The following is a 15,432-nucleotide window of genomic DNA, read 5'->3' as shown; positions in this document are numbered from 1 at the left end:
TATTTCAGCGCTATAAAATAACCTGAACCAATAGCCAAAATCCCATCGCGAGTAAAATACTGCCCGCCCCCCGTTCTATCCAGTGAACCCAGTGGCTTAGCCGTTGCTGAACGGGAGGAAAGCTAATCGCTGACGCCACCAATAAATCCCAGAGCAATACCGCCAAAAACATCCAAATGCCACTGCTAATCTGCTGAACCAGCGTTACCTGGCTGCCAAGAATAACGGTCATCAGGCTCATATAAAACAGTGCATTTTTCGGATTCAGCAGTGCGGAGCTTATCCCCAATATAAATTGCCGGTAAGGTGAAACGCAGTCAGCACGGGTTACTTTAATATCCAGCGGTCGCGGCCGGCTTCGCAATAGCATCACGCCCAAAAACAACAAATATACAGCACCAATAATGGCGATCGTATTGAATAGCCATGTGTTGGTGCGTAATCCACTCCAACCGGCAATGGCAACTGCAATATAAACCCCGTTACCGACAGCAATACCCAAACAAATAAATGCGCTCCCCCTTAAACGATAGCGAACGGCATAGCCGGTTAAGAGGAAAAAATCAGGGCCGGGGCTCAGTAAAGCGACACCGTGGGCCAGCACTAACAGCGGAAAGGCTTCAGGCAGCCAGTATCCTATCGACAACATATTAATCTTCTCAGCAAGGAATCATTGAGAAGACTTTAGCGACAGCCGTCGGCTAATTATTGTCAGAAATTGATCTGCTTAGCTGATATTGCCTTGGCGTTGCCGCATTGTTTAATACAAACAGTTTATGAAAATGGCTCTGGTCACTGAACCCGGTTTGCTGGGCAGCATCAACAATACTTTCCCCCTGCCGCAGCAATAGCTTCGCCCGCTCAATTCGCACATTATTAATAAACGCTTTTGGGGTTATCCCTACGTCTTTGTAGAAAATTCGAATCAGCGTTTCTGGCCGCAGGTGTAATTCTTCGGCTAAATCGGTTAACGACGGTGGCGTAACCAGATTTTCCAGTAAACGCAGGCGGATATAATGAGTGATTTCCCGTTGGTCAATATCTGACGACGCCGGAGAACAGTAACGGCTGAACAGCGTGACGGTCAATCCGTCTAATAATGTCTCTGCCTGATTAAGCTGACCGGAATGAAGTAATTCGACCAGACTCAAGTACTGGGTAAACAAAAGCGGATCTTTAATGGCAAAGCGGTCGCAGCAAAAACCGGACAGTGGCTGACCAAACAGGGCCGATAACCGGTTCAGGCACCATGTATTATCCAGATAGAGCATATGGTAGCTACGTGAATGTCCGTCGACAGGATTACAGCTGTGTACCGCCTCAGGATCGATAAGCACCAGTTCACCGGCATGAGCCAAGCGCTCTGCACCACCATAGTTGACGCAGGTCGTGCCCTGCTCAATTGCGCCAATAGAAAGCGCCTGATGCAAATGGGCCTTATAGCCGATCCGACTTTGTCGGGTTGAACGCAGCTCAATATGAGGCAGGTCGTTATGACGCCAATATTCTTGCTCAACAGACCGGACGCTCTGTGCTGCCATCACTCCCTCTTTATCTCTCTCGCTACTCTGACTGTCAGTACGATGTAAGCCTGATACTGTACATCTTAACGCTATATATGAAAAAACGGCCATCATTAGATGACCGTTTTCCAAGTTATAGCTAAATTCAGGCAAAAACCTCTGCCAGATGTTGATGTAAGCGTTTGATGTTGTTTTCAACGTCGGGCTGCTTCATCACATCGGTACACAGGAACGTGGGTAACGGCGTCATACCTAAAAACTGATTGGCTTTGTGGAACGGTAAGTAAACACCATCAACGCCAACGCCTTCAAAAAACTGCGCTGGATCGTCGAAAGCTTCCTGAGGAGCATTCCAGGTAACCGACAGCATGTAGGTTTTGCCCTGAATTAAACCACCTGAACCATATTTCTTAGACGCGTCTGAACGACTGCGGCCATCGCTTTGGTACAGGCGGCCGTGGCCTTCAGTAAAAATTTCGTCGATATACTTTTTCAGGATCCAAGGTGTTCCCATCCACCAGCCCGGCTGCTGGTAAATGACAGTGTCAGCCCACATGTATTTTTCGATTTCTTCTTCGATGTCATAACCCTGGTCAACAATAGTCTCTTTCACTTGGTGCCCGGCCTGACGCAAAAAATCCGCCGCGGCGTGATGTAACGTTAAGTTCAGCTCACCATTTGAGTGAGCAAATTTTTTCATTGCGTTAATAATCAGAATGTTACTCATTGTTTCACTTCACTTAATTAACTTAGTATTGTCATCAGCCAGAACTCACCAGCGTCGCTGACCGCCATAAATCATAAAGCTTATTTTACAGACTCTATCCCTGAATAAAATCGCAATAAAAACACAATATAGTTGACTAAAAATCAATAATAACAAGATTCTCTGCGAACAAAACGTTGAGAGCAATTTTGTACAAAACTGAGGGCTAAATGAGTGTTATGGTATCAGACCGCCATAGCATTAAAGAGGCGATAGAGGAAGCTATAACGGTGAGCAGAGAGAATGTAACATATACCCATATCGGGGATCTTGGCGGTCTGGAAGTGCTTCAGGCGAACTATCATCACCAAACGTTCTCGCGCCACAGCCACGAAAACTTCTGTATTGGTTTGATTGATGAAGGGGCTCAAAGTTTTTACCGCACCGGCGGTGAACACGTAGCGCCAAGCGGTTGGATTACGCTGGTGAATGCTGATGATATTCACACCGGCAGCGCGGCTTCTGAAAACGGCTGGTCTTATCAGGCGATGTACCCTTCCGAAAGCCTGTTAATGTCGCTCTCAAGAGATCTAAAAACGCCCTCAGGTTCAGCCCCCTATTTTCCCAATGCTGTGATCAACGACCCCTATTTAGCCGTTCAGCTCCGGCTGGCGTTTACACTATTAAAAACCTCAGAGAATAAGCTGTTAAAAGAAAGCATTCTATTTTCAGCCTTAACTATCCTGATGATGAGACACGGAAAAACCCGAGTTGAGGCCTCACCGCTATTAAAAGTTCAAAGCCAGATTTTAATCGTAAAATCATTTTTAGATGACTATCCGGAAGAGAACGTATCCTTGCTTGAACTGTCATCGCTGGTTTCTCTCAGCCCCTACTACCTAGTGCGCCAGTTTCAGAAGGCAACCGGGTTTCCACCTCATGCCTATCAAATTCAGGCCAGGCTGCGTAAAAGCCGGTCGCTGCTGAAATATGGTCACAGCATATCGGACACTGCCATGATGCTCGGATTCCACGATCAAAGCCATTTCCATCGCCATTTCAAAAAATCGATGGGCGTAACCCCGAAACAATATATAAAAACCCTCTAGCCAGGTTTTGCTATCAGAGCAATTGCGTACAATAATATCCTCCGGTACTGGCGTAGCCTGATTGTATACCGATCCTTTTCTTTCTCACCGGGCTTCGGTAATAGCGCATTACCTCAACGTATAACGGACCAATGAAACAACAATGAGTGATTTAGTATCAGAACCCGACCATTCAGAATGGTGGGTAAGCTTTTTAAAAGGTGGAGTGGCCATATTGCCTCTCAGTATCGCCGTTCTTCCGTGGGGAATTTTAGCCGGTTCAATGGCCATTGAAACCGGGCTTACGCCCGCCGAAGGTTTGGGCATGTCCGGAATTATCTTTGCCGGAGCAACGCAGTTGGCGGTGATGGGCATGATTAAGGCCGGTGCCGGCGTGATGTCGATTCTAATCTCCGCTTTTTTTATTGCTTCCCAACACCTGCTTTATGGGCTGACGCTACGAGAGCGAATCGCGCCACTGCCGTTAAGGTGGCGACTAATTTTAGGTTTTCTACTCACCGATGAGCTTTTTGCTTTAATTGGCAAACATTCTGCGGCGGAATTTAACCGTTGGTATGCACTCGGCGTAGGATTGTTCTTTTACATATTCTGGCTGCTGTCAACGCTGGCGGGCATATTAGCCGCGACACAAATTGAAAATTTAGGCAGCTACGGGCTGGACTTCTCCATTGCCGCGACCTTTATTGTTATTGTTGTACCAATGATTAAAAACCTTCCGACCATTGTTTGCGTGCTAACAGCACTCATTCTATCGGTTGTATTGGGCTACTATCACGTACCAAGCTCGCTAATCATTTCAGGCGTTAGCGCCATGTTCGCCGGGTTAATCACCTCATTAATCACCGGAGATAAAGAATGATCTGGTTCATTATATTCAGTGCCGCTCTGGTGGTGTTTTTTAACCGCTACGTCTTTCTTGAGCCTAATTTACCAATTAAATTGAGCCCGACGATTAAAAAACTCTTAGGCTTCTCTATTCCTGCAATATTAACGGCTATTTGTGGGCCAATTATATTTTTAGATAACAGCGGAATCAGAGATTCACTATTAAATCCTTATTTGCTGGGCGCGATATTCTCCATTTTTCTGGCCCTATTTATTCGAAACACGCTAGTGTCAGTCATACTCAGCCTATTGATATTCATTACGTTAAAAGATCTCATACTTATTCACTTCTGATAAGGTATTAAAGGTAGCCTCTCTCACAGAATACGTAGGGTATTCGTCTATACTTTAGACGTTGAACTTATTTGTGAGAGTATTCCTATGCTTCCAGCACGATTACCCGATAATGAAAAACAGCGTTTAAAACTGCTGAAAGAACTGAATGAATTAGACTCTCCCCCTTCAGAGCGGCTGGACAGAGTAACCCGGCTGGCCGCTGAGTTTTTTAAAGTCCCTGTTGCGTTAGTGACATTAATTGATGCCGAACGCCAATGGTTTAAATCTCGTTTCGGATTGTCCGTTACTGAAACATCCAGAGATATCTCTCTCTGCAGCTATGCCATATTAGAGAAAACCATATTTATTGTGCCCGATTCACGCCTGGACCCACGCTTTAGTGACTTGGCTACCGGTTCTGGTCCCACTGACGTTGTATTTTACGCCGGGTGCCCTTTCTATTCCCTTCAAGGTGTCGCCTTAGGAACACTGTGCGTTGTTGATTCACAGCCTCGCACATTTAACGAAAACGATATTCATAATCTGAGGGATTTTACTCATATTGTTGAACTCTATTTTCATCGTTTAGAAGAAATTACTTACACCAAACGAGTCGAAGATAATCTGGTGAGTGCTGAACTAATCTTTGCGCAGACCTTTAATCAGGCCGCAGTAGGAATGGCTAACGTTTCCTTAATGGGGAAATGGCTAAGGGTGAACCCTAAGCTATGTGAGATGTTAGGTTATACCGAGCAAGAGCTGATAAACCTGACCTTTCAGGAAATTACCCACCCTGACGATCTCGACTCCGATCTGAGCCAGCTCTATGAGCTGGTTTCCGGCCATATTGATACTTACTCGATAGAAAAGCGCTATTTTAATAAACAGGGCAGAGTTGTCTGGGCACTGCTCACAGTCTCCTTAGCCAGAACGCCTGACAATAAACCCAACCATTTCATTTCAATCATTGTTGATATCAATGAAAAGATTGCCATCGAAAATCAGCTCAAACAAATGACGGACAAACTGGAGATAAGAGTTAAAGAAAGAACCGATCAGTTAGAAAGAATGCTGAAGCTGGTTAATGATGAAGTAGAACAAAGAATCGAAACCCAGTCGTTGCTCAATATTGAAAAAGAGCGGTTAAAAGAGATTACTGATAACGTTCCGGCGCTGGTTAGCTGTGTTAATCACGATTTACACTACACCTTTAGTAACCGAGCCTATGAAGACTGGTTTGGTATTTCAGCTAGCCGAATGTTAGGAATGTATATGCCTGATGTTATCGGTGAGGCAAGCTTCAAAAAAGCCGAAAAATACCTCGACCAGGTGATGTCTGGTTATAAAGTGGCATTTGAAAATACAATTCCGACGCTGGAAGGGGTTAAACATGTACAAACCACGCTTATCCCTAACAAAGATAAGAATATTAATGAATTCTATATTCTTTCACTCGATATATCGGAACTAAAACAGCTGCAAGAAACCCTGATTTTTGAGGCTTCTCATGACCTTCTGACCGGATTACCCAACAGGCGAGCGTTTATGGAGACGCTTAACAATATGCTTAATAACCGGCAGGACCATCCATGGCTTACCCTATTCTTTTTGGATTTAGACGGATTTAAAATACTCAATGACAACTACGGCCATGGGTTTGGCGATATAGTACTCAAAGCCGTAGCCGACGTTATCAGAGATTCTTTCGAACCCGGTGACTTCGCCGCTCGCCTGGCGGGGGACGAGTTTACCATTCTGTTTAGTCGCTCAGAGCGCCCTAAAGATGCAGCTATGCTTATATGCCAGCGCCTGTTCGATACCCTGGCTAGCCTGCATCAGCTATGTAATATTCCGGTAAAATTAAGCTTCAGTATTGGTATTTGCATTGAAAGAAATATTCAGGGCCTTTCCGCGGAGCATATGTTGACCTGTGCCGATCAGGCAATGTACAAGAGCAAACTCAAAGGCAAAGGAACCTTCACCATTGAGTCTGATTAAGCGCTATTTTTAGAGATTATGCGTTAAGCGGAATCGGTTTTTTAATCCGGTTAATCTTCTTAATTTGTTTGACCAAAAGAATACTGACCGGTATTAGCAACACAATGCTAGATACCGGCATCGCCAGCCAAACGCCGTCAATGCCCAAAAACAGTGGCATAATAAACAGGAAAGGCAGTTGAATCAGCATATTACAAATGGTGATAATCAATGCCTTATGACCTTCACCAATTGCCTGAAGAAATGCTTCGGTAATCACAAAAAATCCGCTAACAAACAGCGCAAACATGTAGATCCGAATAGCATGAACCGCAATGATGCGTAATTCTTCATTGTCACCGACGAAGAAACCGGCAAAAAATGCCGGAAAAATCAGCAACGACGCAGTATAAATCGCGCCGCCGCCAATGCCGTAATACATGGCTAGCCCGAGTACCTTTTTAGTAGCATCAATATTTCTTTCCCCATAGAACCGACTAACAATCGGCTGCATCCCATGAGCAACGCCTTCCACCAGCAGATAGTAAAAAGTCAGTAGATAGCCGGCAATGGCATAAGCTGCAACGGATACCGAGTTACCGTATTTCATAAACATAAAATTATGAGCAACAATGGTGAAACCGATATACAGGTACATAAACAGGCTAGATGCCCCGTTTTTACAAATTTTCCAGCTTAGGTCTAAACGTGGCGCAAAGTGACGACGCCGTATACGCATAGGGCTGCGTTTATTAAAAATATAGATTAACGCCAGCACCATCGCGGTCGTTTCTGAAATCACCGTAGCCAGCCCGGCACCGACCAACTCCAGCTTTAAATGAACGATAAACAGATAGTCCAGACAGATGTTCATTAATGCCCCGACCACCATAAACGTTGTGGCTAAACGCGGAGCATTAAGGTTGCGCATAATATAAGGAACGGCAATGCTACCCAACACAAAGGGGGCAGAAAAGGCAATAACCTTCAGATAGTCATAGCCATAGTGCAAAACGTTACCGGTTGCACCTTGGAAATCCAGCAATAAATAACCGGTAAATAGCAGAATAACGCTTAATATAATCCCCGGTACAATCAGCAATAGAGGCAATTGGCCTAAAAATGCCGACGCTTTTTCATCATCACCCGCCCCGCGGTTAAGGGATATATGGCTACCAATACCGATACCAATCATTAGGCCAACGGCCAGCAAAACGCCGACCATTGGCCATGCCAGATTTATCGCAGCCAGACCGTCGCTGCCAATGTAGCGACCAACAAATATTCCATCGATAATTTGATAGGTGCCACTGACCAACATAGCAATCAGGGCCGGTATCGTATAACGAGCAAAAAGCGGACCTATTTTTCGGGTCTGCATAACAACATCCTAAATCTAATCAGTTAAAAACATATCAAATAAGAAAGGCATCACAGCATGGTGCTGAGGGCCAAAGAACAGGTTTATCTGCTCAGTCAGTAATAGACTTTTGTCCGAGCTCACTACGAATACTGTTTCTCAGTAGCTCAGCAGAAGATACCGGCAACAAGAGCGCCGGATTAATATCAGATATCGACATAGCACCAAAGCTGATGGACATTAACCGCCAGGCTTTAGTCGCAATACTCTCGGTTCGGGTATCCGGGTGGAAATAGCCCTGGTGGCATCCTTGCTCTATCACATCAACAACGGTCTTATGGAGCATCACTAATGAGTCACTGTATATTTGACTCAGCGCCTTATCTCGAACCGCCTCGGCCCATGCATCGTTCCATAATTTGTACGCAGGATCTTCAGGTGACGTATTGGAATAGTCGAGCAAATGAAACAGTTGCTCCGGTAATGTCATGCCGATAATTCGGTTACAGACGTCTTGATGATCCCGTAGGGTAAACTGGCGGAACACCTCGCGTCTTAACTCAGCGGTAGACGAAAAATGGTGATGAATAATCCCTGTCGCCGCGCCCAGCTCAGCGCTGACTTTACGGGTAGTAATATTCATAAAACCATCGCTAAGCGCTACTTTAATTGCCGCGTTAAGTATCGCCGCGCGCCGCTCATCCTTCGCCATATAAGACATGACTAAACCTGACTTCATTACCCAATCGAATATTGATCATACGTTCAACTTGAACATGTGTCCATATTTGATTATTCACTTTATTAAGCCGATCAAAAAGCCACCTTTCGGTGGCCTTTTGATCGAGCAAGTTAATTCAAGTATCTAATTGAGGGTTAGATACTTTTTACTTTACCAAGCATTTCCGCTTCATATGCAACGGCTTTAGCTTTATCGAACTGTCTTTCCCATTTGGCAATAACCAGAACGGCCAGTGCGTTACCCACAACGTTCAACGCGGTACGGGCCATATCCATGATACGGTCAACCCCAGCGATAAACATCAGGCCGTCTAATGGGATACCGACGCTTCCTAAGGTTGCCAACAGCACCACGAACGAAACGCCCGGAACGCCGGCAATACCTTTAGAAGTCACCATAAGCGTCAGCACCAGAGTGATTTCCTGCATCAGGCTGAGTTCAATCCCATATAGCTGAGCAATAAAGATGGCGGCGATGCTCTGATACAGCGTAGAACCATCGAGATTAAATGAATAGCCCGTAGGAACGACAAAGCCGGTGATCGCTTTCGGAGCACCGTAGGCTTCCATTTTTTCAATAATTCTTGGCAACACCGTTTCAGAACTGGCGGTGGAATAAGCCAGAATCAGTTCATCTTTTAGAATACGGATTAAGATCCAAATACGCAGCCCACAAATCCGGGCTACCGTACCAAGCACCACTAAGGCAAAGAAAATAATGGCGGCATAAACCAGAACAACCAGCTTAACCAGCGGGATCAGGGAGGAGAAACCAAAGTTAGCCACTGTAACCGAGATTAAGGCGAATACCCCGACAGGCGCATAGCGCATAATCATGTGGGTAACTTTAAACATGGTTTCAGACATTGATCTGAATACGTTGAGCAGCGGAGCACGCGTCTCTTTTGGCAGTGAAGATAAGCCTAAGCCAAACAGTACCGAGAAGAAGATAATCGGCAGCATATCGCCGGCCGCCAGCGCTTTAAAGATGTTGGTTGGAATAAGCGACATGATAGTGATAACCAGGCTATGAGCCCCGCTCTGCACTTCTGCGGTTGTCGCTTTATACTGCGAAATATCAACAGCATTCAGCTGTGACATATCGATACCGTGACCGGGTTGAAAAACATTAGCCGCCACTAAGCCCACAACGATAGCTATGGTGGTGATAATTTCAAAATAAATAATGGTTTTCAATCCGATGCGGCCTAACTTCTTCGCATCACCGATGCCAGCAATACCAACCACTAAGGTTGACACCACAATCGGTACAACAATCATTTTGATTAAACGAATAAAAATGTCACCGGCAGGTTTAAAGAAGTTAGTCACTAACCACTCTGTAGATGCTCCGCCGTGCATCATTGAACCGACGATAATCCCTAATACAAGGGCAATCAGAATTTGCCAAGCTAAACTAATTTTAAAACCTTTCATATATACGAAATCCTTCAATCTTCATGAAAAAGCCGGTTAATTCACAGCTCACCTTAAACAAGGTTTTTTTATTTTATTTATGCGGGAATCAATATTTTCAATCTACTCCGCCAGATAATTTGTGCTCCCTTTACAGCAATCAAAACAGCCTTGAAAATTAATAAGTGCTCTTTTTAGCATCTTATCCATGAAAATTACATTTTTCTTTACATAAATACTGAAATTCAGACGAATTAACTGGTAAAAAACGTACAAGATAACAATTTTACCTACGCCAATAGCAGTCAGCTATTCAGCTATTCAGCTATTCAGCTATTCAGCTATTCAGCTATTCAGCTATTCAGCTATTCAGCTATTCAGCTATTCAGCTATTCAGCGATAATTCGATATAAGCGGGTATTAAACTGCATGATTTATCGTTATTCCATAATCAATCAGAGTTATATATTCAAATGAATAACAACAAGTTAAGTGAAAATAGACGTTATAAATTAATCAAATAATTTATAACGGGCGTTCAGTACTCAGGGGTGACTGAAAACCAATAAATGGCAGTATTGGTCCTTAGGTAGGATTTTTATAATCTAAGTGCTAAAAGCGAGAGAGAAATAGCCAATAACAGACAATATTTCATCGTTTGATATTCAGATTGATGAGAATACCAACAACAACAAATGACACAAATAAATCGCTTAACAGGAGGTTCGGGGGCCAATATCTATTCATATTGGTAATAGAAAATTAACAGACCAAAATAAAACACCAACAAAAACTAAATAACAGAGCGTTTGTTCTTGTAATGTGCTGATTTTTCAAAATATTGCCACAATCCTCTCTAGTGAAGCGTGATCATACGCGCAAAAAACAAACATAAAAAGTGCGCAAACTATATCTAACAACTAGATTACATAATATTAACAAATTTAAAGGGGACAATAATGAGCACCGTTCATAAGCATCCTGTTCCTGCTGCCATAGCAGAAAACGCTCTGATCAATAAATCACAATATGACTCAATGTATCAGCAATCAGTACAGGATCCTGACCAGTTTTGGGCTGAACAGGGGAAAATTGTGGATTGGATAAAACCTTATACTAAGGTTAAAAATACCTCATTTGCCCCGGGGAATATTGATATCCGTTGGTTTGAAGACGGTACCCTCAATCTTTCAGCTAACTGCTTAGATCGCCATTTAGCCACCAGAGGTGAGCAGGTGGCGATTATTTGGGAAAGCGATGATGGATCACAGTCGCAAAAGATTACCTATCGCCAACTTCATCAGCGAGTGTGTAAATTTGCCAATGTCTTGCGGTCATTAGGCCTAAAGCAAGGGGATGTGGTCGCCATTTATATGCCAATGGTGCCCGAAACGGCTATTGCGATGCTGGCCTGTACCCGCCTTGGATTAATCCATTCGGTTATTTTTGGTGGTTTTTCACCTGATGCCATTTCTGGCCGAATTATCGATTCGAATTCCCGGTTGGTCATTACCGCTGATGAAGGCGTGCGGGCAGGAAAAACTATTCCGCTGAAGAAAAATGTCGATGACGCATTAGCCAATCCCAATGTTAACAGCGTTGAACATACCATCGTATTTAAGCGAACCGGTAATAATATCGACTGGAAAACAGGTCATGATTTATGGTGGCATGAGCTGAATGATACTGCTTCTGATGATTGTCCGCCGGTCGAGCTTAGCGCAGAAAATCCGTTATTCATTCTATATACCTCGGGTTCAACCGGTAAGCCAAAAGGCGTACTACATACCACTGGGGGCTATCTGGTTTATGCCGCCCTGACGTTCAAATACGTTTTTGATTATCACGAAGGTGAAATTTATTGGTGTACTGCCGATATGGGTTGGGTTACCGGACATAGCTATGCGTTATACGGACCGCTATGTAACGGGGCTACCACCCTGCTATTTGAAGGCTTATTAACCTACCCGGCAGCTAATCGTATGTCTCAGATAGTGGATAAATATAACGTTAATATTCTTTATACCGCACCAACGGCAATCCGTTCCTTAATGGCTCAGGGAGATCTGGCCATCACAGGTACTCAGCGCACGTCACTTCGTATTATGGGAAGCGTAGGTGAACCTATCAACCCTGAAGCGTGGGAATGGTATTACAACACTATCGGTAATAGTAAATGTCCGATCGTCGATACATGGTGGCAGACTGAAACCGGCGGATTTATGTTAACGCCGCTACCGGGCGCCACCGAACTTAAAGCGGGCTCGGCCACCTTACCTTTTTTTGGTGTGAAACCGGCTCTGGTTGATAACGACGGAAAACTGCTGGACGGCCCAAGCGAAGGCAATTTAATTATTACTGATTCATGGCCCGCTCAGGCCCGTACGCTATACGGCGATCACGACCGCTTTGAACAGACCTACTTTGCCTCATTTAAAGGTAGTTACTTCAGCGGTGACGGTGCCCGTAGAGATGAAGATGGCTATTACTGGATAACCGGACGCGTTGATGATGTGCTGAATGTTTCAGGACACCGTCTGGGAACGGCTGAAATTGAATCGGCTCTCGTTTCCCATCCGAAAATTGCAGAGGCCGCCGTTGTCGGGATCCCTCACTACATTAAAGGGCAGGCTATTTATGCCTACATCACACTCAACTATGGCGAAGAGCCTAGCGATGAACTCTATGATGAAGTGATTAAGTGGGTGCGAAAAGAAATTGGGCCGATTGCTACACCAGACATATTGCACTGGACCCAAACCCTACCGAAAACACGTTCTGGAAAAATAATGCGCCGGATATTGCGAAAAATAGCCGATGGAGATACAGGCAACTTGGGTGACATTTCTACGCTGGCGGACCCTAGCGTTGTTGAAAAACTTCTGCAGGAAAAAGAGTTAATGAAAGTAGCCTCATAATCAGCGCCGCTTCGTGCGGCCATATTCAATCGTTATCTCACAGGAGACGCTCTGATGAATGACCCCATTTATCAACGGATTGAAAACAACCCGCATTTCAAAGAACTTGTACAAAAACGTGAACGCTTCGCTTGGTTGCTTTCATCGATTACGTTGGCGCTTTATGTTGCGTTTATCTTTTTAATCGCCTTTGCGCCACAGTGGTTGGGAACACCGATATCTGAAGGTTCGAGTATAACCAGGGGAATTCCAATTGGCGTTGGACTGATCGTTATCTCATTCGTCTTAACCGGTATTTACGTTTATCGGGCGAACGGGGAATTCGATGAAATGAATGCCCAAATATTAGATGAGGCGAAAAAATGAAGATCCGATCTTTAGCTGCACTATCTCTGCTCGCTTTATCACCTCTGGCCTATGCTGATGCTATCGGAGGAGAAGTGAAGCGTCAGCCTTTAAACGTTGAAGCTATCATCATGTTTGTGCTGTTTGTATGCTTAACGTTATATATCACCTATTGGGCCTCTAAACGAACCCGTTCACGTTCTGATTATTATACCGCCGGCGGCAAAATCACCGGCTTTCAAAACGGTCTGGCTATTGCCGGTGACTTTATGTCTGCGGCCTCCTTCCTCGGTATATCGGCACTGGTATATACCTCCGGTTATGACGGGCTAATTTACTCCATCGGCTTCTTAATCGGCTGGCCAATCATCCTATTTCTTATTGCAGAACGGCTGCGCAATTTAGGCAAATATACCTTTGCCGACGTCGCCTCATACCGACTGAAACAAAAGCCTATCAGGACCTTATCTGCCTGCGGCTCATTAGTTGTTGTCGCCTTATACCTTATTGCTCAGATGGTCGGCGCAGGTAAACTTATTCAACTACTTTTTGGTCTCAATTATCACGTTGCAGTGATACTGGTTGGCATACTGATGGTGTTATATGTGCTATTTGGCGGCATGTTGGCAACAACGTGGGTACAAATCATTAAGGCCGTCTTACTGCTTTCCGGCGCCAGCTTCATGGCGATTATGGTAATGAAGTCCGTTAACTTTAATTTCAATGAATTGTTTCTACAGGCAACAAAAGTACATCCTAAGGGACTGGCTATCATGAGCCCCGGAGGATTAGTTTCAGATCCAATATCAGCATTATCATTAGGGTTAGCCCTGATGTTTGGTACTGCCGGATTACCGCACATTTTAATGCGTTTCTTTACCGTCAGTGACGCAAAAGAAGCGCGTAAAAGCGTATTCTACGCAACGGGTTTTATCGGTTACTTCTACATTCTGACTTTTATTATTGGATTCGGCGCCATTTTATTGGTCGGTTCAAATCCAATGTTTAAAGATGCCAGCGGCGTTCTATTAGGCGGAAACAATATGGCAGCGGTTCACCTTGCTGATGCCGTAGGCGGCAGCTTCTTCCTCGGATTTATCTCGGCGGTCGCTTTTGCAACTATCCTGGCGGTTGTTTCCGGGCTAACGTTAGCAGGGGCATCAGCCGTTTCTCATGACCTTTATGCCAACGTCATAAAATCTGGAAAAGCCACGGAACGCAATGAGCTCAAAGTGTCTAAAATTACCACCGTGGCACTCGGCGTTGTGGCCATCGGACTCGGAATCTTGTTTGAGAAGCAGAATATTGCATTTATGGTCGGGCTGGCGTTCTCTATTGCAGCCAGCTGTAACTTCCCCATCATCATTCTGTCGATGTACTGGCCAAAATTAACTACCCGAGGTGCAATGATTGGCGGCTGGCTGGGATTAATTTCTGCCGTTACTCTAATGATTCTTGGCCCGACCATCTGGGTACAAATCTTGGGGCATGAAAAAGCAATTTATCCTTATGAGTACCCGGCACTGTTCTCCATGGCAGCCGCATTTATTGGTACTTGGTTCTTCTCCATCACCGATACATCACTGAATGCCCAGCAGGAGCGTATTCGTTTCTATCCACAATTTGTTCGTTCACAAACCGGTTATGGTGCTTCAGAAAGCACATCTCATTGATTAAACACCGATGTTAAAGGCGCCGATGGCGCCTTTAATTTTTATCACTTAACTATTTAAGCGCTGACCATGGATTATCGGCCAACAGAAAAGCGGTTAATTTATCTTTATGGGGATGTTGTAGTAACCACGCTCGGATGCACTTAACTTTTTCATAATCCTCTTGCCCAAACTCGGTACTATATAAAGTATCGAATTGATTATGGGCTAAAGACTCACGAATCCTACGCTGCCATACATCAGTAAAGATCGAATTAAGCTTATCTGAAATACCTTCCTTTTTAAGTAACTCCCATTCGCCCTTGTCCAGCCAAATAGCATTAATTCGAGGACTCAGATCTAAACGGTGGGTACTCGAGTAGGGTATTTTTCCATATTCCATAAAAGCAAAAACCCCCAGCTTACGCTGAGGGTTATTACTTTTAATTAAAGCCTGGCAGTTTACGCCGGGCTTCCTGCCCGCCGCCCTTCGGGCCGTCGCAAGCGACGTTCAAATGTGTTCC

Annotated in this window: 14 protein-coding genes; 7 read left to right on the top strand and 7 right to left on the bottom strand. The window is 44.6% G+C overall.

Annotated elements, in window-relative coordinates; genetic code table 11:
• Positions 1-10: 10 nt before the first annotated feature.
• The 3 genes from YWE_RS0113775 to YWE_RS0113765 all read right to left on the bottom strand — a co-directional run bounded on the left by YWE_RS0113775 (position 11) and on the right by YWE_RS0113765 (position 2,250).
• The gene (locus tag YWE_RS0113775) at positions 11-649 is read right to left on the bottom strand and encodes a LysE family translocator (RefSeq protein ID WP_029095070.1); all 639 of its coding nucleotides are present in this window, start codon (positions 647-649) and stop codon (positions 11-13) included.
• Between the two features lie 52 nt (positions 650-701).
• A complete protein-coding gene (locus YWE_RS0113770; RefSeq protein WP_029095069.1) occupies positions 702-1,541 on the bottom strand; it encodes a helix-turn-helix transcriptional regulator in 840 nt (279 codons plus the stop codon).
• 127 nt (positions 1,542-1,668) lie between these two features.
• Positions 1,669-2,250 (bottom strand): NAD(P)H-dependent oxidoreductase, encoded by a 582-nt coding sequence (locus tag YWE_RS0113765; protein ID WP_029095068.1) that lies wholly within the window; start codon positions 2,248-2,250, stop codon positions 1,669-1,671.
• A gap of 218 nt (positions 2,251-2,468) precedes the next feature.
• Between YWE_RS0113765 and YWE_RS0113760 the strand changes: the two genes are divergently transcribed.
• The 4 genes from YWE_RS0113760 to YWE_RS0113745 all read left to right on the top strand — a co-directional run bounded on the left by YWE_RS0113760 (position 2,469) and on the right by YWE_RS0113745 (position 6,497).
• Complete coding sequence (locus YWE_RS0113760) at positions 2,469-3,338, top strand: AraC family transcriptional regulator (protein ID WP_051323345.1); 870 nt, start codon at positions 2,469-2,471, stop codon at positions 3,336-3,338.
• A gap of 142 nt (positions 3,339-3,480) precedes the next feature.
• Positions 3,481-4,197 (top strand): AzlC family ABC transporter permease, encoded by a 717-nt coding sequence (locus YWE_RS0113755; RefSeq protein WP_029095066.1) that lies wholly within the window; start codon positions 3,481-3,483, stop codon positions 4,195-4,197.
• A complete protein-coding gene (locus YWE_RS0113750; protein ID WP_029095065.1) occupies positions 4,194-4,517 on the top strand; it encodes an AzlD domain-containing protein in 324 nt (107 codons plus the stop codon). The genes YWE_RS0113755 and YWE_RS0113750 overlap by 4 nt, the downstream gene beginning before the upstream one ends.
• 87 nt (positions 4,518-4,604) lie before the next feature.
• Positions 4,605-6,497 carry a diguanylate cyclase domain-containing protein gene (locus YWE_RS0113745; protein WP_029095064.1) on the top strand — a complete coding sequence of 631 codons (1,893 nt, stop codon included), beginning with the start codon at positions 4,605-4,607 and terminating at the stop codon, positions 6,495-6,497.
• Between the two features lie 16 nt (positions 6,498-6,513).
• Here the strand turns inward: YWE_RS0113745 and YWE_RS0113740 are convergent, their stop codons facing one another.
• From YWE_RS0113740 to gltP, 3 genes are all read right to left on the bottom strand, one after another.
• Positions 6,514-7,857, bottom strand: a complete 1,344-nt coding sequence (locus tag YWE_RS0113740) for an MATE family efflux transporter (protein ID WP_029095063.1) — start codon at positions 7,855-7,857, stop codon at positions 6,514-6,516.
• Between the two features lie 91 nt (positions 7,858-7,948).
• Positions 7,949-8,557 carry a TetR family transcriptional regulator gene (locus YWE_RS0113735; RefSeq protein WP_029095062.1) on the bottom strand — a complete coding sequence of 203 codons (609 nt, stop codon included), beginning with the start codon at positions 8,555-8,557 and terminating at the stop codon, positions 7,949-7,951.
• 155 nt (positions 8,558-8,712) lie between these two features.
• Positions 8,713-10,014 (bottom strand): glutamate/aspartate:proton symporter GltP, encoded by a 1,302-nt coding sequence (gene gltP / locus YWE_RS0113730; RefSeq protein WP_029095061.1) that lies wholly within the window; start codon positions 10,012-10,014, stop codon positions 8,713-8,715.
• A 938-nt stretch (positions 10,015-10,952) separates the two neighbouring features.
• Here gltP and acs point away from each other — a divergent pair.
• Genes acs through YWE_RS0113715 form a run of 3 tightly spaced genes read left to right on the top strand, consistent with a single transcriptional unit; the run spans position 10,953 to position 14,929 of the window.
• Positions 10,953-12,911 (top strand): acetate--CoA ligase, encoded by a 1,959-nt coding sequence (gene acs, locus YWE_RS0113725; RefSeq protein ID WP_029095060.1) that lies wholly within the window; start codon positions 10,953-10,955, stop codon positions 12,909-12,911.
• 54 nt (positions 12,912-12,965) lie between these two features.
• Positions 12,966-13,277, top strand: a complete 312-nt coding sequence (locus YWE_RS0113720; protein ID WP_029095059.1) for a DUF485 domain-containing protein — start codon at positions 12,966-12,968, stop codon at positions 13,275-13,277.
• Positions 13,274-14,929 (top strand): cation acetate symporter, encoded by a 1,656-nt coding sequence (locus tag YWE_RS0113715; protein ID WP_029095058.1) that lies wholly within the window; start codon positions 13,274-13,276, stop codon positions 14,927-14,929. The genes YWE_RS0113720 and YWE_RS0113715 overlap by 4 nt, the downstream gene beginning before the upstream one ends.
• Positions 14,930-14,981: 52 nt before the next feature.
• Here YWE_RS0113715 and YWE_RS27325 read toward each other — a convergent pair whose 3' ends face one another.
• Positions 14,982-15,311: a TFIIB-type zinc ribbon-containing protein gene (locus YWE_RS27325; protein WP_051323343.1), complete on the bottom strand. Its 330-nt coding sequence runs from the start codon at positions 15,309-15,311 to the stop codon at positions 14,982-14,984.
• Positions 15,312-15,432: the final 121 nt, after the last annotated feature.

Origin of the sequence: Budvicia aquatica DSM 5075 = ATCC 35567 (genome assembly GCF_000427805.1) — a bacterium.
GTDB lineage: Bacteria > Pseudomonadota > Gammaproteobacteria > Enterobacterales > Enterobacteriaceae > Budvicia > Budvicia aquatica.
The sequence above is the reverse complement of the archived record's forward strand: the minus strand, read 5'-3'. Positions and strand labels throughout refer to the sequence as shown.